Genomic DNA, 18,719 nt, shown 5'->3' with positions numbered 1-18,719 from the left:
CGGGGGGATCGGATGTCCCGGACCGGGCTACGTCATTTGTCGCGATTGCTCTCCGCCGCAGGCCAAGGGCCGGAACATGTGGAAATCGGTGGGTATTCTGGCGGTTCGGCCTGGAGAGGTACGGTACGACGTTGGAATCCACCGCCGGCACTGCCCGGGAATCCGGAAACGCGGACCGGTCCGCACTCCGCGTCATGCTCGAGGTGTCCGCCGACGGCATGGCGGTTCTCGATCGCCACGCCCGTTTCACCCTCGTCAACCCGACCGCCGAGCACATCCTCGGCATTTCCTCCCGGGAGCTCCTAGGCGCCTCCGCGCCGTTCGACGTCGGTGTCCCCGGGCACCTGTGCCACACGCCGTGGACGGCTCCCGACGGGCGTCAGCGCGACCTCGAATACCGTCTCGCCCCGGTGCCCGGCAACGGGTACGCGGTCTGGTTCCGGGACGTGACCGAGACGCTGCGGCAGCGTGCGCGTCTCACCGCCATCGTGCGGGCCGCCTCCAGCGTCGCCGACGCGGGCTCGCTGCGGGCGACCCTCGACGCCGTGGCGCGGGAGATCGTGATGACGGCGAACATCGCGGCGGTGCAGATCCTCGCGATCGACGACCCGAACGACGCGGTGCGGGTGCTGGGCATGGCCGGGTTCGGCGACGCCCGCGACTTCACCGAGCGGCTGAGCGCCTGCCGCCGGCGGGGCGCCAGGGTCCGTTTCCTGGACGCCTTCCAGCGGGGCGAGCCGGTCGTGGTACCGCACCGCAAACCGATGATCATGGCGGATCCGGTGTGGGAGCCGCTGTGGGAGATCATGGACCGTCCCGACTGGGACGGGTTCGTGGCCATGCCGATGGTCATCCGCGGCCGCACCCTCGGCGCGATCAACGCGTACTACGTTCCGCGCGAGGATCCGGGAGCCGACTCCCTGGCCTTCCTCAAGGCCATGGCCGACCACGCCGCGGTCGCCATCGACACCGCCGCGCTCCTGGCGCAGGCGCGGTCGCGGGAGCGCCGCCGGCTCGCCAGGGACCTGCACGACTCCGTGGTCCAGCAGCTGTTCTCGATGCGCATGCAGGCCAAGGCGCTGCGGGCGCAGCTCGACGGCGCCGGCGCCGATCCGGCCGTCGTCCGCAACGGCGCGGAGGAACTCGCGGAGCTGTCGCAGAGCGCGCTGAACGATCTGCGCGGGCTCGTCTTCGAACTGCGCCCGCTGGACCTGGGCGAGCGAGGGCTGGTCGAGGCCGTCCAGGCGCACGCCTCCGGCCTGGAGGCGCGCACCGGACTGGCCGTGGACGTCCTGACGGGCGGTGGCGGGGAGCCCGACCTGGGAGTCGAACTCCAGGAGGACCTGTACCGCATCGTCCAGGAGGCGCTGCACAATGTGGTCAAGCATGCGCGGGCGGCCAAGGCGGTCGTCCGGTTCGACCGGACGGCCGGCGGCGGCCTGGACATCGAGGTGACCGACGACGGTCGCGGCCCCGGCGCGGAGACCGCGGATCCGGAGGCGTCCGCGCTCGGGCTCGTGTCGATGCGGGAACGCGCCGAACGCTGGGGCGGTCTGCTCACCGCCGGTCCCCGCGCGGCGGGCGGCTGGACGGTCCGGGTGCGGCTGCCCGGCACGCGCGCCGGACGGGAAGGGGACCGATGACCGACGACACCTCCGCCGGCGTCATCCGGGTCATGATCGTCGACGATCACGCGATCGTGCGGCGCGGCCTGATCGCCTACACCGACACCGTCCCGGGGCTGCGCGTGCTGGGCGAGGCGGCCGACGGGCGGCAGGCGATCGAGCGGCTGCGGCAGTGGCAGACCTTGGGCGAGCCGATGCCGGACGTCGTGCTCATGGACCTCAAGATGCCGCGCATGGGGGGCGTGGAGGCGACCGCGGAGATCGTCCGCCGCCACCCGTCGGCCAAGATCGTCGTGCTGACCAGCTTCGGCGAGGCCGAGCGCGTCCACGCCGCGCTCGCCGCCGGCGCCACCGGCTATGTGCTCAAGGACGCCGAGCCGGAGGAGGTCGTCGCCGCCGTCCGCGCCGCCGTGGACGGCGAGGTCCACCTGGACTCGGCCGTGGCCGGCCGGCTCGTCCGGCGGATGTCGGCCCCGCATGTCGGCCTGGCGTCGCTGACCGCGCGGGAACGGGAGATCCTCATCCTGCTCGCGCAGGGCGGCTCCAACCGCGACATCGCCGGCAAGCTCATGATCAGCGAGCGGACGGCGCGGACCCACGTCAGCAACATCCTGACGAAGCTCCAGCTCTCCTCGCGCACGCAGGCCGCGCTGCTCGCCATCCGGGAAGGGCTCATCTCGCCGCAGTCCTGACCGGGACGTGCGTCCGAGACGTATGTCGTAGTGCCGGTGCGCCGAATCGGCCGCACGGCGCCGACATCTGGCCGACCACCCGTTGCGGGCCTTTTCCTACGGTTGTGCAGGGGCGCGGTGACCCCGCCGTGCCCGGCTCAACCACCGGCTAGGGGGTCGGCGACAACGTGAGCGTCTTCGTACTGGTGCACGGCGCGTGGCATGGCGGGTGGTGCTGGGACCGGGTCGTCCCCGCGCTGCGCGCCGCCGGGCATGAGGTGCACGCGCCGACACTGACCGGGCTGTCCGAGCGGGCGCATCTGCTGTCTCCCCAGGTCGGGCTGGACACGCACACCGAGGACGTCGTCCGGCTCCTGGACGTCCTCGGGCTCCGCGACGTGGTGCTGGTCGGGCACAGCTACGCCGGGCAGATCGTCACGGCCGTGGCCGACCGCCGCCCGGACGCCATCGCGAGGCGGGTCCATCTCGACGCCTTCGCCGGCGCGGACGGTGAGGCGGCCCGGGATCTGCTGCCGGAGACGGTGGCGCATCACTGGGCCGACTCCGCCGCGACCGCGGGGTTCGGATGGCTGGTCCCCGTCCGGTCGCTGTCGGTGCTCGGCGTGAACGAGCAGGACGACGTGGACTGGCTGATTCCCAGGCTGACCCCGCATCCGTGGAAGACCTACACCGATCCGCTCCGGCTGACCGGCGCGGCCGACGGCGTGCCGGCGGCGTTCGTCGAGTGCGTCAGCTGGATGCGGGTCTTCCGGGCCCAGGCGGACCGCGCCCGGCGGCGCGGGTGGCCCGTCCGTGAACTGGAGACGGGACACGAGGCGATGGTCACCGCGCCCAAGGCGCTCGCCGACGTCCTGCTCGAACTCGCCGACCTCTGAACCGCGTGTCCACAGACGAGAAACGCATGTTCACAGACGAGAAAGAGGACAACGACGTGGAGTTCCTCGTCCGGGCCGAGAACCGGCTGCCCCCGGCCACCCCCGCCGACGAGCGGGAGCGGCTGCGCAAGGCCGAGCGCGAGCGTGCCATGGAGCTGCGGGCGTCCGGCGTCCTGAAGAGGCTGTGGCGGGTGCCCGGCCGTACGGCGACGATCGGCCTCTACGAGGCGGCGGACCCCGCCGAGCTGCACGACGCCTTGATGTCCCTGCCCATGGCGCCATGGCTGGACGTCACGGTGGAGCCCCTCGCGACCCATCCCCAGGAGCGCGAGCAGTGACGGGCCGCCGCTGAGCCACCCGGTGGTCCGCACCCCTCAACGAGCTGAGCGCGCCCGCGCCGTTCGCGACGATCATCCTGCCGTCGGCACTGGGCCTGCTGCCGTACTTCGCCGTCAACGGACTGAAGCGTTTTGCCATCCCCTGGCGCGAATCCGTGTACGGCCGGCAGGAAATGAACCAGTGAACGGCGATCACGTGGAAGAGGCGCAGAACAGTGAGCGACGTCCGTAACGTCATCATCATCGGCTCGGGCCCCGCGGGCTACACGGCCGCGATCTACGCGGCCCGGGGCGACCTCAAGCCGCTGGTGTTCGAGGGTTCGGTGACGGCCGGCGGTGCCCTCATGAACACCACCGACGTGGAGAACTTCCCCGGCTTCCCGGACGGGATCATGGGTCCGGACCTGATGGACGACCTGCGCAGGCAGGCCGAGCGCTTCGGCGCCGAACTCGTCGCCGACGACGTCACCGAGGTCGGCCTCACCGCCGACCCGAAGGTCGTCAAGGTCGGCGCGGACGTGCACCTGGCGCGGGCGGTCATCATCGCCACCGGTTCCGGCTACCGCGAACTCGGGCTTGAGGACGAGAAACGGCTCTCCGGCCACGGGGTGTCATGGTGCGCGACCTGCGACGGCTTCTTCTTCCGCGACCGGGACGTCGCCGTCGTCGGCGGCGGCGACACCGCGATCGAGGAGGCGATCCTCCTCACCAAGTTCGCCCGCTCCGTCACCGTGATCCACCGCCGCGACCGGCTGCGCGCGTCCAAGATCATGCAGGATCGGGCGTTCGCCAACGAGAAGATCACCTTCCGCTGGAACGGCGAGGTGGTGCGGGTGCTCGGCGACGACCGGCTGACCGGCGTCCAGGTGCGCGACACCGGCACCGGCGAGGAGAGCCGCCTCGACGTCACGGGCCTGTTCATCGCGATCGGGCACGACCCGCGCAGCGAACTGTTCGCCGGCCGGCTCGACACCGACGCCGACGGCTACCTGAAGGTCGAGGCGCCGGCCACCGCGACCGGGATCCCCGGCGTGTTCGCCTGCGGGGACGTCGTCGACCACGTCTACCGCCAGGCCGTCACCGCCGCCGGCACCGGCTGCTCCGCCGCCATCGACGCCGAGCGGTGGCTGGCGGACCAGGGCATGGCCGAGACCGTCCCGCAGCCGCAGAAGGAACTGTCCCACCACGGCTGACCGGCGCGGCGGCATGCGTACGGGCCGTACGCATGCCGCCGTCAGCTTCCGAATTCCCCGCGGAGCAGGTCGGCGGCGGCGGACATCGCGCGCATCTTCCCCTCCGCCGACTCTCTCGGCAGGTACTTCATCCCGCAGTCGGTGGCGATGACGATCTGCTCGGGCGGGACCCGGTCGAAGGCGCGGCGGACGCGCCCGGCGACGGTCTCGGGGGTCTCCACCGCCTCGTCGGACAGGTCGATCACCCCGAGGATGATCGTCTTGTCGGTGAGGTCGGCGAGGACACCCAGGTCGAGCCCGGACTGCGCGGTCTCGATGGAGATCTGGCCGACCGGGCAGCCGGCCAGCTCCGGCAGGAACGAGTAGCCCTCCGGGCGCTCGTGGATGATCGCCGCGTATCCGAAGCAGATGTGCACCGCCGTCGTGCCGGTGATCCCGTCGAGCGCCGCGTTCAGCGCGTTCAGCCCGTACGCGCGGGCGGCGTCGGGACGCGCCTGCATATAGGGCTCGTCGATCTGCACCACGTCCGCGCCGGCCGCGAACAGGTCGGCGATCTCGGCGTTGACCGCCTCGGCGTAGGCCATCGCCGCGGCCTCCGCGTCGGGGTAGTGCTCGTTCTGCGCCTGCTGGGACATCGTGAACGGCCCGGGCACCGTCATCTTGATCGTCCGGTCGGTGTGCGCCCGCAGGAACCGCACGTCCTCGACCTCGATCGGACGCGGCCGGCGGATCGGCCCCGTGATCCGCGGGACGGGGTTCGGGTGACCGCTGCGGTCGAGCGCCGTGCCGGGGTTGTCGACGTCGATGCCCTCCAGCGCCGTCGCGAAGTGGTTCGAGTAGCTCTCCCGGCGGATCTCCCCGTCGGTGAGGATGTCCAGCCCCGCCTCCTCCTGCGCCCGGATCGCCAGCAGCGTCGCGTCGTCCTGCGCCCGGGCGAGGAGGTCGGGCGCGACGCGCCACAGCTCCTTGGCTCGGACGCGCGGCGGGAACCGCCCGGCGAGCCTCGACCGGTCGATCAGCCACTCGGGCTGGGCGTAACTCCCGACCAGCGACGTGGGCAGTAGCGGCAACGGTGCCATCAACGCTCCTCGGTATCGGCCCCTCCACTCCACCATGCTTCAGCGTGCGCCGGTGAATGGGGTGCCGTAGGTCTCGTCGAAGACGATCTCATCGACGGGGGCGCGGGTCAGCCGGGCGGGGAAGCCGTGCTCCGGGTAGCCGACCGCGATGTGGGCGGCGGTGATGACGCCGTCCGGGATGCCGAGCAGCTCCTTGACCTGCGGCTCGACGTGGACGAGGAGGGTGGTCATGGCGCTGGCGACGCCCTGGTCGCGCAGCGCGAGGCAGAAGTTCTGCGCGGTGGGGTAGATCGACCCGCCGCCCACGACGCTGAACCGGTCGAGCTCCAGGTCGGTGGGGTGCAGGCCGTCGATCTCGGCGCACAGGACGACGATGGCCGGGACCTCGTGCAGGTGCTCGGCGAAGTGGTCGGCGTCGGTGACGGCCTTGGGCAGGGTGCCGACGCCGATGTCCCCGGTGCCGATGCCCTCCAGGTAGGCCTTCCAGGGCGCCAGGTACCACTCGGCGAGCCGCCGCTTGCGGTCCTCGTCGCGGACGACGACCCAGCGGACGGGCTGCCGGTTGCCGCCCTGCGGGCCGAACCTCGCGGCCTCGAACGCCGACATCAGGACCTCGTCCGGCACAGGGTCACTGCGGAAGTAGCGGCACGTTCCCGTTGTCTTCATGGCCTCGATGACGTCCATGTCACCTCTCCGGGGTCAGGTCGGGTCGGACTGCGGTTCTGCGGTTCTGCGGTTCTGCGGTCGGGCGCGGTGAGACGGCCGGGCGGCCGGGTCTGGCCGGCTCAGAGTTTCCGGCCCACCGCGCCGTACATCCAGATGAGATCGAGGTTGGTGGTGACCGGGCCGTCGGGCCGCCACAGGGGCGTCTGGACGATGCCGGGCTCCAGCACTTCGAAGCCGTCGAAGACGCGCTCGATCTCGGCCTTGCGGCGCGGCACGGCGGGGGCCTTGGCGCGGTTGTAGGTGCTGGCGACCTGGGTCACCTGGCCGGCGCGGAAGTCCTGCGTGGGGTGCGACACGGCCAGGTAGCCGCCGGCCGGCATCGCGTCCCGCAGCGGGGCGACGATGTCCTGCGGCTCACGGTCGGGGACGAACTGGAGCACCGAGACGAGCATGACCGCGAGCGGCTGCCCGAAGTCGATCAGCGAGCGTACGCCGTCGTCGGCGACGATCGCCTCGGGGTCGCGGACATCGGCCTGGACGACGGCCGTGCGGCCGAGCCGGTGGGAGCTCAGCAGCGCCCGCGCGTGGACCAGGACGATCGGGTCGTTGTCCACGTAGGCGACGCGTGTTTCCGGCGCGATCTCCTGGGCGACCTCGTGGACGTTGCGCTGGGTGGGGAGCCCGGCGCCGATGTCGAGGAACTGCCTGACCCCGGCGTTCACCAGGTGACGGACGACGCGGTGCAGGAAGGCGCGGTTCTCCCGCGCGATCGCGCGAAGCTCGGGCGCGGCCTCCAGTGACGCTTCGGCGGCCACGCGGTCGGCCTCGTAGTTGTCCTTTCCGCCCAGGTAGTAGTCGTACATCCGGGCGGGGTGAGCGACGTCCACGTTCAGGTCGACGTGAGCCTGCTCATCGTTGGTCACTGTTCGGGGCCCTCTCTAGCGATCGCCGACCCACCACCGCGAGGGATCGCGGCCACCTGCGAGAGAGCATATTGCGTTCCGATCTTTCCGCGGAACGAAATGTGCGGGGCCGGCCGCGCACGGCCTTTTCTGATCGTCCCACCCTCTTCGAAATGTTTCGATGGACGAGTCGTGACCGCAAGCGGCCTGATCAGAGCCCTTTGCCTCACTCCAGGGTGAAAGAGGTGGTTGACGAAAGGGATTCCTGGGGTTATTTTCCTGTCGGCTCTCGAAAAGTATCGAAATATTTCGAAGCCATGACGCTCCCGCAGTGAGGAGACAGCCGATGGGCAGATCGAGTCGGACGTGGAAGTCGCTCCTGGCCCTGATACCGACCGTCATCGCCTTCACCGCCCAGCCCGCCGCCGCGCTCCCCGCCGACCGCGCAGGGCACGGCCACGACAGGCCCGCCGACCCCTCGTCCTACATCTCGTTCCGGGACGGGCGCGGGCACTTCCCCCTCGTCGCGGACGGGAAGGCCGCGCCGCTGGTGGTCAGCGGCGCCGACCATCCCGGCGTCGTACGGGTCGCCGGAGACCTGCGCGCCGACATCGAGCGCGTGACCGGCGAGCGCCCCGCGCTCTCCACCGACGGCGACGTCCCGTCCGGACGCGCCGTCGTCATCATCGGCACGATCGGCAAGAGCCCGCTCATCGACCGGCTCGTCTCCTCCGGGAAGCTGGACGTGAAGGGCATCGCGGGCAAATGGGAGACCACCCTCGAACAGGTGGTGGACCACCCGATGCCGGGCGTCCGCCGCGCGTTCGTCATCGCCGGCAGCGACCAGCGCGGCACCATCTACGGCGCCTACGACGTCTCCAAGAACATCGGCGTCTCCCCCTGGTACTTCTGGGCCGACGCCCCGTCGCGGCAGCGGGACGAGGTGTACGTCAAGCCGGGCCGCCACACCCAGGGCACACCGGCCGTCAAATACCGGGGCTTCTTCATCAACGACGAGAACCCCGCACTGAACCGGTGGGCGCCGAAGTTCTTCGGCGAGGGAAAGGCACCCGGTTATCCCAACGGCTTCAACCACGAGTTCTACGCCAAGATCTTCGAGACCATGCTGCGGCTGAAGGCCAACTACCTGTGGCCGGCGGTATGGGGACGGGCGTTCGCCGAGGACGATCCGCTGAACCACGCGACCGCGAAGAAGTACGGCGTCGTCATGGGGACGTCCCACGAGGCGCCGATGATGCGGGGCATCGAGGAGTGGAACCGGCACGCCGTCCCGGCGGAGCGCGACGAGAACGGCGACATCACCAAGCCGGGCCGCGACCCGTACGGCGGGACGGGCGAGTGGAGCTTCCGCCGCAACTCCGACGCCATCAAGAAGTACTGGAAAGACGGCATCGAGCGGATGGTCCGGGACGACTTCGAGGGCGTCGTGACCCTCGGCATGCGCGGCAACGGCGACACCAGCCTGCCCGACGGCGACGGCATCGAACTGATGCAGAACATCATCGCCAGCGAGCGCGCGATCCTGGAAGAGGCCACCGGTGAGGAGGCGTCCGCCACCCCGCAGGTCTGGACCCTCTACAAGGAGGTGCAGCGGTACTGGGACCGGGGCATGCGCGTCCCCGATGACGTGACCGTCGTCTTCACCGACGACAACTGGGGGAACATGCGCAAGATGCCCGAGCGGGGGCTGCCGGAACGCCCCGGCGGATACGGGCTCTACTACCACTTCGACTATGTGGGCGGCGGCCGCAACTACAAATGGGTCGACACCGCGCAGCTCGGCAACACGTGGGAGCAGCTGCACCAGTCGTACCAGTACGGCATCCGGAACCTGTGGGTCGCGAACGTCGGCGACATGAAGAGCAACGAGCTGCCGCTGCAGTTCTTCCTCGACTACGCCTGGGACCCGGACCGCTGGCCCCTGCACAAGCTCGACGAATGGGAACGGCAGTTCGCCGCGCAGAACTTCGGTTCCAAGCACGCGGGCGAGATCGCCGAGGTGCTCAACGCCTACGGCGACCTCCAGGCGCTCCGCAAGCCTGAGCTGCTCAACCGCCGCATCACCGTCGACCCGGAGAAGGACATTTCCACCGACCCGTCCGCGGTCGTCTACGACGACGAGGAAACGCCGTTCTACCTGAACCGGTACCGGGAGATGGACAGGGTCACCGCACGGTGGCAACGGCTCGCCAGGAAGGCCGAACGGATACGCCACCGATTGCCGGAGGAGTATCAGGACGCCTACTACCAGCTCGTCCACTACCGGGTGAAGGCGACGGCCAACCTGTACGAGCTGCGCGAGGCCGAATTCACGAACATTCTCTACGCGGAGCAGGGACGGGCGGCCACCAATGACCAGGCCGCCCTCGCCGCGGCCCGGTTCAACGAGGACCAGGCGATGTCGGACTACTACAACAACGAGCTCGCCGGCGGGAAATGGAACGGCTTCCAGAGCCAGCCGAAGATCGGTTACGGGGACGTGGAACGCTACGGCCCGAACGCGCCCTGGCAGCAGCCCGAAAAGGACCACGTGGCCCTGCCGGACAAGATCTTCCCCGAGCTCAAGCGGATCGAGGTACCGGACGGCTCCGAGATGGGCGTCGCCATCGACGGTTCCGACAAGTGGTGGCCGGAGGAGAAGTCCGAGGCCGTCCTGCCGGAATTCAGCCCGTACCAGAGCGCGCCCCAGCAGTACATCGAGGTGTTCAACCGCGGCTCCGACCCCTTCGCCTACCGGATCTCCCCCGCCGAGCCGTGGGTGAAGGTCACCCACGCCAGAGGCCGCGTCGACAAGCAGATACGGGCGACGGTGCGGGTCGACTGGCGGCGTGCGCCCGAGGGGACCAGCCGCGTGCCCATCGAGATCTCCGGAGCCGACGGCCGCACCGTCACCGTCCATGCCGTCGTCGACAAGCCGGAATCGTTCAAGGCCCGCGGTTTCCTGGAGGCCGGCGGCTACGTCTCCATGGACGCCGACGGCTACACCCGCGCGACCCGCACGGGCGACGCCCACTGGAAGCGCGTCCCGGGCGTCGGGCGGACGGACGCCGGAATGGAGCCGTTCCCCGTCACCGCGCCCAGCCAGGAGCCCGGTGAAGGCCCGCGCCTCGAATACGACATGACGCTGACGACGACCGGCCCGGTGAAGGTCTGGGCCTACCTGTCGCCGAGGAACAGCGTCCTTTCGACCGAGGGGCTGAAGTACGCCGTCTCGATCGACGGCGACGAGCCCCAGGTCGTGAACGTCACCGAAGCGACCGGTGCGAACGACACGACCATGAACAAGCAATGGGAGCGGAACACCTCCGACAACGTCAACCGCACCGTCACCACGCACACCATCACCGGAGCGGGGACGCACACCCTGAAATTCTGGATGGTCGACCCGACCGTCGTCCTGCAGAAGATCGTGGTCGACACCGGAGGACTCAGGACCTCCTATCTCGGGCCCCCCGAAAGCCGGAGGGCCGGGTTTCGCTGACCCCCCGCCTGACCCTTTTCATCCGCATCCCCGAGAAGCGCCCGGACGAAAAGGCCCCCACCCCCAAGGAGGATCGAAACCATGAGAAGAGCACTCACCGCGGTGCTTGGAGCGGTCACACTGCTCCTGGCGATGCTGGTGGCCGGCGCGCTCCCCGCCTCGGCGGCGGCGAGCACGCTGAAGGAGGCGGCGGCCGCCAAGGGCATCGTCTTCGGTACCGCCGCCGCCCAGAGCCACATGGGCGAATCCGCGTACGTCAACACGCTGAACCGCGAGTTCAACCAGCTCACCCCCGAGAACGAGATGAAGTGGGAGACCACGGAACCGTCCCGGAACTCGTTCAGCTACGGCGCGGCCGACCAGCTCGTCAGCCACGCCCAGTCCCAGGCCATGGCGGTGCGCGGGCACACCCTCGTCTGGCACAGCCAGCTGCCCGGCTGGGTCGAGAGCATCTCCTCGCGCACCGAGCTGCTGGACGTCATGCGGAACCACATCTCGAACGTCGCGGGCCACTTCCGCGGCGACCTCGAGTACTGGGACGTCGTGAACGAGGCGTTCCAGGACGGGTCGGGCGCGCGGCGCGACACCGTCTTCCAGCGCGTCATCGGCGACGGCTACATCGAGGAGGCGTTCCGGGCGGCTCGCCAGGCCGACCCGGGCGCCGAGCTCTGCTACAACGACTACAACATCGACGGCCGGAACGCGAAGAGCGACGCCGTCTACGCCATGGTCCAGGACTTCAAGTCCCGCGGCGTCCCGATCGACTGCGTCGGCCTCCAGGCGCACCTGATCGTGGGCAGCATCCCGGGTGACATCCAGGCCAACATCCAGCGCTTCGCGGACCTGGGCGTGAACGTCTACATCACCGAGCTGGACATCCGGATGCAGACCCCGCCGAACAGCTCCAAGCTGGCCCAGCAGGCGAGCGACTACCGTGCCGTGACCTCCGCGTGCCTGGCCGTGCCGCGCTGCAAGGGCATCACCGTGTGGGGCGTGACCGACAAGTACTCCTGGGTTCCGGACGTCTTCGAGGGCGAGGGCGCGGCGCTGCTCTTCGACGACAACTACAACAAGAAGCCGGCGTACGACGCGACGCTTGAGGCCCTCGGCGGCACCCCCGGAGACGGCGACGGCGACGGAGATGGGGACGGCGACGGCGACGGCAGCGTCACCTGCACCTACACCCGCACCGCGCAGTGGAACACCGGGTTCAACGGCCAGGTCACCATCACCGCCGGCAGCAGCGCGGTCAGCTCGTGGACGGCCGTCCTGACCATGAACTCCGGGCAGGACGTGCAGTCCCTCTGGAACGGCAGCCCGACCGAGAACGGCAACGTCATCACGGTCAAGCCCGCGGGCTGGAACTCCAGCCTGGCACCGGGCGCGTCCGCCTCGTTCGGGTTCACCGCGAGCGCCTCGAACGGGAACGTGTCCAACCCCGCACTCACCTGCAGCACTCCCTGACCCTGCCCCCCATCCCCCTGACAACCGGCACGGCGGCAGCTCCCAGGCCGCCGTGCCGGTCACTGTTGTGGAGGTTGCGCGTAGCGTGAGTCGACCGGCACGCCCTGGCGCCACATTCGGCACAGCGCCTTCGCCTGCTCGCGTTCCCCGGCGGACGAGAGCGGCAACGGCAGTCGCAACGCCGTGATCAGGTCGAAGCGATGCAGGTCGAAGGCCGCGTGAACGGTCCCCGCGTAGGTCTGCGCGGCGCGCACCGCACCGGTGTAGGCGGTCCACGACACGGCCAGCGGCAGGAGGGTGAGCAGCAGCCACAGGCCGGATTCGTGCAGCAGCCCGAGACTGACCGGCACCAGAAGCGCCGTGACCACGCAGAGGCGGACGGACATGTCGAGGGTGTCGCGGGCTTCGTCGACGAGAGCCCGCATCCGATCACCGAGAAGCGGATACAACCGGGGCCACGCCACCACGGCGTCCCAGCCGTAGACGTCGCCCGCACCCGCCTCCATCGCGGTGAGCGCGTTGCCGAGGGCGGTGGGGCGGATGAGGTTCTCGTCCTGGGGATAGCGCCTGTAGTACACGGCGTCCGCGGCCCCCGCCTCCTGCAGGGCGGGGTTGGGCCTGCCGTCCGGCAGGACGCCGACCGGCTGGTCGGCGGTCTCGCGCAACGGGCGAGCCCGCCACGCTTGGTACTTGCGTCCGGCCTCCCGCATCCGTTTCACCGGCCACTGGCCTTCGAGCAGGCGGGTCAGCGACAGTTGCAGCGGCTGCAGGAGCAGCGCGGCCAGCACGACCGCGACAAAGATCAAGATGGCTTCGCCGACGCCGAGTTGCGTGGCGGTCTGCCAGGCGCGCCAGAAGGAGACCCGGTCGGCGGGCGCGCCCGCCCACACGAGGATCAGGATGTAGAGGGCCGCCGCGTAGGACGGGAAGTAGCCGACGAGGAAGAACCGGTTGGAGAAGGCCTCCAGGGGCGGCTTCGCGGTCGCGTCGAACTTCACTGGGAATCCAGGACCATGGGGCCGCAATCATTGGGGCACCGCAGTCCAGCGAGCGCGCGCACACGGTACTGCTCCGCCCCGCACACCGGGCAGCTGTAGTGGAGCGGGACGTACTTGGCCGGTTGCCCGGGAAGTTCCTGGCGCTGAGCCGCCCCCGGGCCCATCAGGCCGGTCATGTCGAAGTTCGCGGCCAGGAACGTGCGCGACGTCATCGCCTGCGGCGTGTCCCCGATGCTGACGACGATGCTCTCATGCCGCGAGGTGTCCGCCTCCAGCACGGCTTCGACCACTCCGAGGCCGTCCGCGAAGGAGATGCCGGACGGAAGGGAGACGTGCAGCGCGTCGCGCGGCGGCTCGTCCCCCATGTCCGGGTCTTGCAGGATGTTGAAATCGGTCATCGAACGCCTTTCTCACTCAGGGACCGATGTGGACGTAGGCCGCCCACGTCCACACGCCGCCGCGGGCCTTCGTGTCGCGCAGGGTGCGGATCGTGTGATGCAGAGCGGCTGCCGCGTTCCCGGGCTCCAGGACGCCCGGCCGGGGGGCCAACTCCCCTCCGTAGAGGAGGTCCACGACGCGAAACGCGTCCTTGTCGTCGATGGACCAGAGAGCCGCGACCACGTGGCGCCAGCCCGTGTAGTGGAAGGCGGCAGCGACCGTGACCATCTCGTCGGCCAGGGCGTCGCCCGTCATCGCCGTCTTGCAGGCGGACAGGCAGACGAACTCGCCGTGGCCGGACGATTCGGCGGCCAGTTCCGGGGTGGTGATCCGTTCGCGATGGAGGACGATGCCGCCCCGCGCGGGGTCGCTCAGATCGTGGACGCCGTGGCAGGCCAGATGCGCCCACGTGTGCGTGGCCAGCCCGTCCCGCACCCGGTCGGCGGTGGCGTTCTCGTCGGTCAGGACGGTGCGCGCGCCCTCCGGGAACGTTCGCTCCAGGACGGCTAGCTGCTCGGCGACGTAAGGCAGCGCCCGCTCGCCTTCCGAGGCACCCGCGGTGACGACCAGCATCCGACCGGCCCTTGAGGCTTCCGGGGCGCCGATCCGGGTGCCAAGGGTCGGGGTGTAGGACGAGACGACCCGGTCGATGACCGCGCGACCGTCCCGCGCGCCGTGATGGCCGGCGGCGTGCAGCGGCAGCAGTGCCAGCCGGCCGGTCGGGCACCACCAGACGCGCGGCCAGTCGTCGCCGGTGACGACGCCGAGGCCGAGGGCTTCCAGGACCGGCCCGGCGACCGCGTCCCACAGCCACTCCACGGTTCCGGCCACGGCCGCACCGAAAGGGACGGTGGCGGCGAGCCCGCCCGGCGCCTCCTCGAAGGCGGCCAGCGCGGCGACATGCAGGTCCACCCGCTCGTTGATCTCCTCGGCGCCGACGTCGAGCGGGATCACCTGGATGCGCCCGTCGCGGACGGCGAGGGCGTCGCAGCGCCATTCGCTCACGTTGATCACGATGTGCCACCCGCCCGATGTCGCGGCGCGCATCTCGGCCGGGTCCGGGGGCCGCATCAGGCCGTACTCGGCTCGCGCCCGGGCGACCCCGTGCCACCAGGTCTCGGCCGCCTCGATACGCCGGTCCGCGCGGCCGGTGGTGAGCGGTTCCGGACGGACGGCCGCCCGTCCAGAGGAGACGGGCCCCGTCCGGGGCGAAGGAATGCTCGTGCCGCGTTCGCGCTCCTCGGCGGGATCGCGGCCGAGGACGGCGGCGGCCTCGCGGAGGGTGCGGGCGAGGTCGGGGTCTGCGGCCTCGACGGCGTCCAGTTCGGTGCGCAGTTCGAGCATCTGCGCCCAGAGCACGGCTCGTCCGCGTTCGAGCACGTCGAGGGCCGCACGGGGGTCGCCGGCGGCGATCGCGCAGGCGGCCGCGTCGGAGGCGAGCGTGGGGCGGCGCGCCAGACCGGCCTCGGCGCTGCGGCGGTCCTGGCCGATCCCGACCGTCATCGCCAGCAGGTCGATGGCGAGGGCATGGGCCTCGGCGGCCTCGGTCCAGTCCTCCTGGAGGCCGGCGGCGACCCCCCACACCTCCGCCGCCAGAAGCCGGTTGACGACCGGGCCGTGTTCCATTCGGGCGGCCTCGCGGGCCGGATCGATCGCCGCCGGCCGGTCCTCCCGCTCCCGCGCCGCCCGTTCGAGCCGTATCCGGGCCAGGGACGCCAGCGCGAGGCACCGTCGAGGGTCCGTGGTGGGCGACCGTTCGACGGCTTCGGCCAGCAGCCGTTCCGCCTCGGCCCGGTCGCCGGCGTCCGTGAGCGCCTCGGCGGTGGCGACCAGCCGTCCGACGTAATACGGCGACTCGGGAGGGGTGAGGTTCAGCGCCCTGGTCATGCAGGTGACCGCGAGGTCGAGCGCACCCGATGCCGCGTCGGGCCGCCTCGCCGCTCTCGCCACCGCCGTGCCGAGCTGCTGAAGCCGGGAGGGGAACATCGGATCGCCGGGCGATGTACCCGTCACGGCCTCGCCCGCGGCCTCCACCGCGCGCTCCAGCCTCGCCGGGTCGCGGCTCCAGGAGTAGTGCGTCAGCGAGGTGATGCTGAGCCCGTGCAGCCGCTCGTACCGGTCCGGTGCGTCCGGCGGGGTCATCTCCACGGCGCGCTCCTGTGCGCGTGTGGCCTCCTCCAGGTCGTCAAGCTGCTGCGAGCGGTGGAACCGGTCGTGCAGGCACATGCCGAGATTGTGGAGATGGGCGGGCAGCCCGGGGTGGCCGCCCGCCGAGGAGATCTCGATGGCCCGTCGTTTCGCCTCGACCGCCCGGTTGAAGCCTTCCATGGACTCCGTCTGCCGAGCCCTCAATCCGCGGGCGGCGCCGAGATGGGCCCACAGGTTCGCTTGGAGCATTCCGTTCGCATGCTCACCGGCGCGCGCGACCGCCCCTTCGGCGGTTTCCACGGCGCGGTCCAGCAGTGCCGGGTCGGAGTGTTGTTCGGCTGCGGTGCGCAGCGCCTCGCTGAGGTCGGCCAGCAGGCCGGGGAGGGACGGGTCGTCCTCGGACGTTCTGCCGAGGGCCTTCTCGTAGAGCGCGATGGCCTCCGTCAGGTCGTCCGGGCGGACCGTCCCGACCGGGTCGCGTTCCCGCAGGGCCACCGCCAGGTTGGTGAGGTCGGCGGCGGGTTCGTTGGATGCGCGGTCCCCGGCGGCGATGCGCAGCCACGCCACCGCCTGGTCGGCGTCCTCGGGACGTCCGTCCACCCGGAACCGCTCCAGCATCGCCAGCCCGGCGGCGTTGAGGGCGAAGGAGCTGCGGCCGTCCCCGGTGAGCAGGGCCACCGCCTTCTCACCGGCGCGGACGGCCTCCTCCAGGTCGGTGGGTTCGACGTCCCGCTCATACCGGAGCTGGTGCAGATGCGAGGAGGTCGCCAGGCGTATGCCCAGCTCCGGGCCGTCGTGTTCGGTGGCCTCCAAGGCTTCGCCCACCAGGGCCATCGCCGCGTCAAGGTCGTCCGGCTCGCGCAGCGCCATATAGCGGCCCGCCAGAACCGTCGCCCGCTGCATGATCAGCTGCGTTGCGAGACTCCTGTCGGCGGCGCCCCCGGTCGCGGTGAGGACGTCCGTCAGAAACGCCCACAACGTCGGTGAGGGCGGCAACGCGGTGGCGGTGCCCTTGATGACCTCGTCGGCGGCGTCCGGGAACATGCCGGGCGACTTCTCCCGGAACTGGGCGAGGAGAGCGTCCGCCGTCCGGCGTTCGAGTTCCGCCGTCGGCAGGTGCGGGTCGGACTGGAGGCGCGCGAGCAGCAGCCACGTCGTCAGGTAGACGGAGAAGGAGCCCCCGCCCGACCGGGTGGGCCGCCGCGCCAGTTCGTCGAGCACCGCGAGATCCTCCATCGCGGCGTCGTCCAGCACCGCACGCCGGTCATCGAGGCAGATCAGCACCGCGATCCGCCTGGCGACCGCGGCCATCGCCCGCGTCATCACATCCTCGGTCACCGTGCGAGGTCCCCGAGCAGATCCCGGATCCGGCCCGCCCGCGTCGGGTGCTCGATCGTCTCCAGCCTGCCGATCAGTTCTTCGGCCAGTTCCCGCAGGCGCGGATCGGTGAGCGGTTCGCCGTCCAGGGCGTTGCGCAGGATGCGGGTACCGTCGTTCGCCTTGTCGCTGCCCGGCTGCCTCTCCCCGATCCCGAGCCGCAGCCGCGCGATACGCCAGCTGCGCAGGGCCTTCTCGAGGGCGTCCCGGGGATCGTGCTCGCCGAGCCGGTGCAGTTCCAGCGACACCGCCCGGGTCAGCTCGCCCAGCCGGTCCAGGAGTTCGGCGCACTCCAGCATGCCGCGCTGGACGTGCCCATGCCGCCGGACCTCGGTCTTCCTGCATCTGCGCCCGTCGATCGCGCCGCGCAGCCGGAACTCGTCGAAACGAAGGTCGACGCGCCCCTTCGCCTTCACCACGGGATTCAGCAGATCTCCACCGGGAAGCCTCTGAACCCGCGCGATCTCGCGCGAGATCGCGCTCTCCAGGGCGAACGAGCCTTCGACGGGGACTTCGTCGGTCGTCCCGTACGCGGTGACGGTCCCGTGGAGGAAGGGCGGGGAGACGCTCACGAATCCCGTCCACCAGCGGGCACCGGCCTGGAGGCTCAAGCGGAACTCCTCGTCCGGGGCGATCAGAGCAAGAGGATCGTCAGCACGATCACCGCGATCAGGGCCACGGCGGTCAGCCCGGCCGTCAGCGGGACGCCGGGACGGGTCGGACCCGCCACGGCGTCCACGCCTTTTCCCAGCGCCACCACCCCGCCGATCTCCCCGTCCGCGAGGAGTATCGCGGTGTCGCCCGGCAGTTCCGCCGCGGCGCGTCCGGCTCCGGAAGTGGTCGTCAGCGAATGCGTGACGAACGCGTGCCCCTCGCGCCCGTCCGCCAACGCCGCGATCCGGGCCAGGAAGTCGGCACGGCCACGGGGATCGTTCAGCGACGCCGCCCACGACCCTTCGCGGTCGGCGACGTCCCCGGCCGGTTCCGTCGCCCAGCCCGCGGATCTGAGGAGGTTCTCCAGCAGCTCGCCTATCTCGGCGCCGCCCGCGTCCCCGGACAGGGCGGCCTCGACCGCCTCGATGGGCAGCAGCCCGTCCAGCTCCTTCCCCAGCCGGTGACGGCCGTCCGGGTCGAGCGCGGTGGCGGCCAGCCGCCCGGCCAGTGCGGAGTCGGCCTCCAGCCCGTCCACGACCAACGTGTGCCGGATGCGGGTTCCCAGCACGTCTCGCCGGGACGAGGGCAGGCCGCTGACCAGTATCCCCGTCGAACCTTCCGCGTTCCTGGCCAGCACGGCCGGTTCCTCCAGGACGACGAGGTCACGGTCGTCGAGGGACCGCCACCACCGGTCGGGCGGCGACGCGCCGACGAAGTCGTAGTCGAGATCGCGCCGGATCCCGCGCGTCATCAGGTAGGCCCGCATCG

The 18,719-nt window shown here is 70.9% G+C and carries 15 protein-coding genes; 7 read left to right on the top strand and 8 right to left on the bottom strand.

The window, feature by feature from the left end; translation table 11 throughout:
- The first annotated feature begins 194 nt into the window (after window positions 1-194).
- From ACTWPP_RS03865 to trxB, 5 genes are all read left to right on the top strand, one after another.
- Complete coding sequence (locus ACTWPP_RS03865) at window positions 195-1,643, top strand: histidine kinase (RefSeq protein ID WP_443102649.1); 1,449 nt, start codon at window positions 195-197, stop codon at window positions 1,641-1,643.
- Complete coding sequence (locus ACTWPP_RS03860) at window positions 1,640-2,317, top strand: response regulator (protein ID WP_443102648.1); 678 nt, start codon at window positions 1,640-1,642, stop codon at window positions 2,315-2,317. The genes ACTWPP_RS03865 and ACTWPP_RS03860 overlap by 4 nt, the downstream gene beginning before the upstream one ends.
- A gap of 167 nt (window positions 2,318-2,484) precedes the next feature.
- Window positions 2,485-3,192, top strand: coding sequence for an alpha/beta fold hydrolase (locus tag ACTWPP_RS03855; RefSeq protein WP_443102647.1), 708 nt, complete (start codon window positions 2,485-2,487; stop codon window positions 3,190-3,192).
- Between the two features lie 26 nt (window positions 3,193-3,218).
- Entirely contained in the window at window positions 3,219-3,530 is a 312-nt protein-coding gene (locus ACTWPP_RS03850; RefSeq protein WP_443102646.1) for a muconolactone Delta-isomerase family protein, read from the top strand.
- Window positions 3,531-3,745: 215 nt separating this feature from the next.
- Window positions 3,746-4,723, top strand: coding sequence for a thioredoxin-disulfide reductase (gene trxB / locus ACTWPP_RS03845; protein ID WP_443102645.1), 978 nt, complete (start codon window positions 3,746-3,748; stop codon window positions 4,721-4,723).
- Window positions 4,724-4,764: 41 nt separating this feature from the next.
- Here trxB and ACTWPP_RS03840 read toward each other — a convergent pair whose 3' ends face one another.
- The 3 genes from ACTWPP_RS03840 to ACTWPP_RS03830 all read right to left on the bottom strand — a co-directional run bounded on the left by ACTWPP_RS03840 (window position 4,765) and on the right by ACTWPP_RS03830 (window position 7,391).
- Window positions 4,765-5,802, bottom strand: coding sequence for a hypothetical protein (locus tag ACTWPP_RS03840; RefSeq protein WP_443102644.1), 1,038 nt, complete (start codon window positions 5,800-5,802; stop codon window positions 4,765-4,767).
- 39 nt (window positions 5,803-5,841) lie between these two features.
- Window positions 5,842-6,486 carry a nitroreductase family protein gene (locus ACTWPP_RS03835; protein ID WP_443102643.1) on the bottom strand — a complete coding sequence of 215 codons (645 nt, stop codon included), beginning with the start codon at window positions 6,484-6,486 and terminating at the stop codon, window positions 5,842-5,844.
- A 101-nt stretch (window positions 6,487-6,587) separates the two neighbouring features.
- Window positions 6,588-7,391 carry an SAM-dependent methyltransferase gene (locus ACTWPP_RS03830; RefSeq protein ID WP_443102642.1) on the bottom strand — a complete coding sequence of 268 codons (804 nt, stop codon included), beginning with the start codon at window positions 7,389-7,391 and terminating at the stop codon, window positions 6,588-6,590.
- Window positions 7,392-7,716: 325 nt separating this feature from the next.
- Here ACTWPP_RS03830 and ACTWPP_RS03825 point away from each other — a divergent pair, with 325 nt between their 5' ends.
- Window positions 7,717-10,872, top strand: coding sequence for a glycosyl hydrolase 115 family protein (locus ACTWPP_RS03825; protein ID WP_443102641.1), 3,156 nt, complete (start codon window positions 7,717-7,719; stop codon window positions 10,870-10,872).
- 81 nt (window positions 10,873-10,953) lie between these two features.
- Window positions 10,954-12,336, top strand: coding sequence for an endo-1,4-beta-xylanase (locus ACTWPP_RS03820; RefSeq protein WP_443102640.1), 1,383 nt, complete (start codon window positions 10,954-10,956; stop codon window positions 12,334-12,336).
- 59 nt (window positions 12,337-12,395) lie between these two features.
- Here ACTWPP_RS03820 and ACTWPP_RS03815 read toward each other — a convergent pair whose 3' ends face one another.
- The 5 genes from ACTWPP_RS03815 to ACTWPP_RS03795 are packed head-to-tail and all read right to left on the bottom strand — an operon-like array spanning window position 12,396 to window position 18,717.
- Window positions 12,396-13,334 (bottom strand): hypothetical protein, encoded by a 939-nt coding sequence (locus tag ACTWPP_RS03815; RefSeq protein WP_443102639.1) that lies wholly within the window; start codon window positions 13,332-13,334, stop codon window positions 12,396-12,398.
- The gene (locus ACTWPP_RS03810) at window positions 13,331-13,732 is read right to left on the bottom strand and encodes a hypothetical protein (RefSeq protein WP_443102638.1); all 402 of its coding nucleotides are present in this window, start codon (window positions 13,730-13,732) and stop codon (window positions 13,331-13,333) included. The genes ACTWPP_RS03815 and ACTWPP_RS03810 overlap by 4 nt, the downstream gene beginning before the upstream one ends.
- Window positions 13,733-13,748: 16 nt before the next feature.
- Entirely contained in the window at window positions 13,749-17,258 is a 3,510-nt protein-coding gene (locus tag ACTWPP_RS03805) for a CHAT domain-containing protein (RefSeq protein ID WP_443102637.1), read from the bottom strand.
- Window positions 17,255-17,908, bottom strand: a complete 654-nt coding sequence (locus ACTWPP_RS03800) for a hypothetical protein (RefSeq protein ID WP_443102636.1) — start codon at window positions 17,906-17,908, stop codon at window positions 17,255-17,257. Before ACTWPP_RS03800 ends, ACTWPP_RS03805 begins: the two co-directional genes overlap by 4 nt.
- A 23-nt stretch (window positions 17,909-17,931) precedes the next feature.
- A complete protein-coding gene (locus ACTWPP_RS03795; RefSeq protein WP_443102635.1) occupies window positions 17,932-18,717 on the bottom strand; it encodes a hypothetical protein in 786 nt (261 codons plus the stop codon).
- Between the last annotated feature and the right edge of the window lie 2 nt (window positions 18,718-18,719).

Origin of the sequence: Actinomadura sp. 3N407, assembly GCF_052245875.1 — a bacterium.
Taxonomy (GTDB): Bacteria; Actinomycetota; Actinomycetes; order Streptosporangiales; family Streptosporangiaceae; genus Spirillospora.
Note: the sequence above shows the minus strand (reverse complement) of the source record. Positions and strands in the feature narration are given on the sequence as shown.

Coding starts and splice junctions, on each gene's coding strand:
- ACTWPP_RS03835 (WP_443102643.1), bottom strand. CDS start 6,486: ATGGACGTCATCGAGGCCATGAAGACAACGGGAACGTGCCGCTACTTC.
- ACTWPP_RS03825 (WP_443102641.1), top strand. CDS start 7,717: ATGGGCAGATCGAGTCGGACGTGGAAGTCGCTCCTGGCCCTGATACCG.
- ACTWPP_RS03820 (WP_443102640.1), top strand. CDS start 10,954: ATGAGAAGAGCACTCACCGCGGTGCTTGGAGCGGTCACACTGCTCCTG.
- ACTWPP_RS03865 (WP_443102649.1), top strand. CDS start 195: ATGCTCGAGGTGTCCGCCGACGGCATGGCGGTTCTCGATCGCCACGCC.
- ACTWPP_RS03810 (WP_443102638.1), bottom strand. CDS start 13,732: ATGACCGATTTCAACATCCTGCAAGACCCGGACATGGGGGACGAGCCG.
- ACTWPP_RS03840 (WP_443102644.1), bottom strand. CDS start 5,802: ATGGCACCGTTGCCGCTACTGCCCACGTCGCTGGTCGGGAGTTACGCC.
- ACTWPP_RS03850 (WP_443102646.1), top strand. CDS start 3,219: ATGTTCACAGACGAGAAAGAGGACAACGACGTGGAGTTCCTCGTCCGG.
- ACTWPP_RS03795 (WP_443102635.1), bottom strand. CDS start 18,717: ATGCGGGCCTACCTGATGACGCGCGGGATCCGGCGCGATCTCGACTAC.
- ACTWPP_RS03860 (WP_443102648.1), top strand. CDS start 1,640: ATGACCGACGACACCTCCGCCGGCGTCATCCGGGTCATGATCGTCGAC.